Source organism: Persicitalea sp. (assembly GCF_041751555.1).
Classification (GTDB): domain Bacteria; phylum Bacteroidota; class Bacteroidia; order Cytophagales; family Spirosomataceae; genus Persicitalea.
In genome coordinates this window covers 1-3,021 of sequence record NZ_JBGSXF010000223.1, presented here as the reverse complement: position 1 = coordinate 3,021, position 3,021 = coordinate 1, and the positions used below count along the sequence as shown (strand labels likewise).

Annotated in this window: 4 protein-coding genes; all 4 read right to left on the bottom strand. The window is 48.4% G+C overall.

The annotated features are described in order from the left end of the window. Nucleotides 1–713 (bottom strand): 4-hydroxy-tetrahydrodipicolinate reductase (dapB, locus tag ACEW8P_RS08005; RefSeq protein ID WP_373512568.1); only part of this gene is annotated, 713 nt, incomplete at its 3' end. A gap of 88 nt (nt 714–801) precedes the next feature. After that, on the bottom strand, nt 802–1,503 hold the full coding sequence (locus ACEW8P_RS08000) for a DUF5683 domain-containing protein (protein ID WP_373512567.1): 702 nt from the start codon (nt 1,501–1,503) through the stop codon (nt 802–804). Next, nucleotides 1,500–2,426 carry a ParB/RepB/Spo0J family partition protein gene (locus tag ACEW8P_RS07995; RefSeq protein ID WP_373512566.1) on the bottom strand — a complete coding sequence of 309 codons (927 nt, stop codon included), beginning with the start codon at nt 2,424–2,426 and terminating at the stop codon, nt 1,500–1,502. The genes ACEW8P_RS08000 and ACEW8P_RS07995 overlap by 4 nt, the downstream gene beginning before the upstream one ends. Nucleotides 2,427–2,562: 136 nt before the next feature. Further along, on the bottom strand, nt 2,563–3,021 hold a 459-nt coding region (locus ACEW8P_RS07990; RefSeq protein ID WP_373512565.1), incomplete at its 5' end, for a ParA family protein.

The following is a 3,021-nucleotide window of genomic DNA, read 5'->3' as shown; positions in this document are numbered from 1 at the left end:
AAATTTTCCAGCATATCATCCATACCGAAGACGCCTTCTTTATTCTGCAACCACTCGGCGGAGATGACGGCACCCAACGCGAAACCCTTACGACTGTGGGCAACGTGTGAAATGTGAATAGTATCGACTTCCGAATCATAATTCACTACATGGGTACCTGGTACCTCGCCTTCCCTTTTAGAAACAATCGGTATATAATTTTTTTTCTTTTCCGGCATGAGACTCCATCCTTTCACATCTTCCCTTTCGGCCTGAATCCCTTCGGCCAAAGTGATGGCGGTGCCGCTTGGGGCATCGAGCTTGTGAACATGGTGGATTTCGGTAATCGATAGGTCGTAACCCTGACCCTCCATCAGTCGGGCCAGCGTCCTGTTCAATTGGAAAAACAGATTGACGCCAATGCTGTAATTAGAAGCATAGAAAAAGGCGCCGTCTTTTTCGCCCGTGAGTGTTTCGATCTCGCTCCTATAATCCAGCCAGCCAGTAGTGCCGCTAACCACAGGCCAGCCTTTTTCCAAACACATTTTTATGTTGGTATAGGCTGCTTCGGGGGCACTGAACTCAATGGCGACGTCCACAGCTTCCGTGGGGAGGGCTTCCATTTCGCCCAGGTTATTGACGTCGATTTTTCCGGCAATGGTATGGCCACGTTCGAGGGCAATCTGCTCGATCGCTTTACCCATTTTACCGTAACCGACTAGAAGAATGTTCATTTTTGAAAGAGTGACCGGGTCGCCGGTGCGATGAGTGAATGAGTGAATAGCTATAAGTAGTCCATCATTCACTCGATCTAACAATAATTTAAAATGCTAAAACTAGCTTAACCCCGGGAGCTGCTTGTGAAAAGAGGGTTCGTTCGTTTGAGGGTTCAAATCTCAGGGTCAAATCCTCGTTCATATTGGCGTTAAAATTTTTCAGGTGGGCGGCAACGTTGGCTTCAACGGCGGTAAGGGCATAAACCAGACCCAGTATGACAAAACCGTACTCGCGGTAGCGTCGGTAGAAAGTTTTTCCGCGCTTGATCTGATCCACTGTCAGGTCAAGAGTTTCGTCTCTAGCCCTGATATATACAGGAAATTTGTCACCCAGTGAGACCCCTGTCACAGGGTCGACGGATGAAAGGTAGGGTTTTAGATAGTCGTTATAACGCAAGGTATTCCAATGAATGGTGTACACTGCTGCCCCCAGACCCGCGTAAACGAAAGGTAGTTTCCAGTAATCACGGTTGTAGATTTGGCCCAGGCTGGGAAGGATGAGGGAATATATAGCGGATTTTTTGGGTATTGGACCGCCTGGTTTAGTGATGATTGTGACGGGAATACTGTCCCTGGCATTCTCAAGTTCAGCAAGTTCATCAGGCCGCACTACCTCCTCCAATACTGGAAGAAGCGTATCCTTCACTGCCTTAACTACCTCCGCTTTCGGCAATGAGTCCGGACTAGTCACCTGGGCTTTAGACCCAAACGATACCAGAAGTAACACGATCAAAATTCCCTTTTTCAAGCCTTTTTCTCTAAATCCAAACTACCCAGTATCCGATCCAACTCCTCTTGCGATGTGAAGGGAATCTTGATTTCGCCCTTATGATTGTCGTCGCTTTTGATGCTGACCTTCGAACCGAAGTAGGAAGAAAGCCGAAATTGCAACGATCTGATTTCCTGTTTGATTGTCTGGATGCGGCGATTGTTTTCGTCGGTCGGAGTCGTGAGCGACAACCTACGCACTTCTTCCTCTACTTTCCGCACCGACCAGCCCTCCTCAATAGTTCTTTTAAATATTTTTAACTGACTCATCAGATCGTCGATCGTAATCAGGGCACGGGCGTGGCCCATACTAATCTGACTATCGCGGAGGGCTGCCTGGATGGTTGGTGGTAGTTTGAGCAGTCGGATATAATTGTTGACCGTCGTACGGTTCTTCCCCACGCGGTCACCCAACTCCTCTTGCTTCAGATTGCACTCATGAATCAACCGCTGGTAGCTGAGCGCTATTTCAATAGCATTCAGGTTCTCGCGCTGAATGTTCTCGATTAGGGCCATCTCCAGCATCTGCTGGTCGTTGGCGGTGCGGATGTAGGCAGGAATGCGCTGCATCCCAATCGACTTTGAGGCTTGCAGCCGCCTTTCGCCCGAGATAAGTTGGTACTTATCGCGACCCAATTGCCGAACAGTAATCGGCTGAATGATGCCTTGCACTTTGATCGAATCTGCCAGTTCCTGCAATGCTTCCTGATCGAAGTTGGAGCGCGGCTGGTACGGATTCGCCTCGATAAAATCTACGTCGATCTCGTTCATCGAGCTGATTGTCTCATAAGGAGGTGTCCGGCCCGATGGTTTATTTGCATTCACAGAGTCGGAATCTTGCAATAATGCCCCTAGCCCACGGCCCAGGCCGGTCATTCTTTTATTTTTACTCGAGTTTTCCATAATAAAATTAGGTTAACGGTTAACGGTTAATGGTCAACGGTTCGCGGATTTTCTTTGGCTTCCTTTTGTAATGGAAATCGTAGAACGTCACATAACCGTTAACCGTTGACCGTTAACCCGAAGGCAACGTCTCTAGCTATACCGCTCCCACTGGCTGATCCTGTGACAAATAGCCATTCTTCGTTAAAATCTCCCGCGCCAAATTCAGGTAGCTGACGGCTCCCTTACTATCGGCATCCTGGGCCAAAACAGGTACCCCATAGCTGGGGGACTCGCTCAAACGCACGTTACGGGGAATGATGGTATCGAACACCATTGTCTGAAAATGCGTCGTAACTTCATTGACGACCTGGTTGGAAAGGCGCAGCCGCAAGTCATACATTGTCAGCAGAATTCCTTCGATGGCGAGATTGGTATTCAATCGCGATTGAATAATCGTAATAGTATTAAGCAGTTTGCCCAGCCCTTCCAAAGCAAAGTACTCGCACTGCACCGGAATGATGACCGAATCGGCAGCCGTCAGGCAGTTGATTGTAATCAATCCTAGAGAAGGCGAACAATCAATTATCAGAAAGTCGTAATCGTCGCGAATGCC

Excerpts from the sequence above, each read along its gene's own strand:
- ACEW8P_RS07995 (WP_373512566.1), bottom strand. The coding sequence starts at position 2,426 with ATGGAAAACTCGAGTAAAAATAAAAGAATGACCGGCCTGGGCCGTGGG.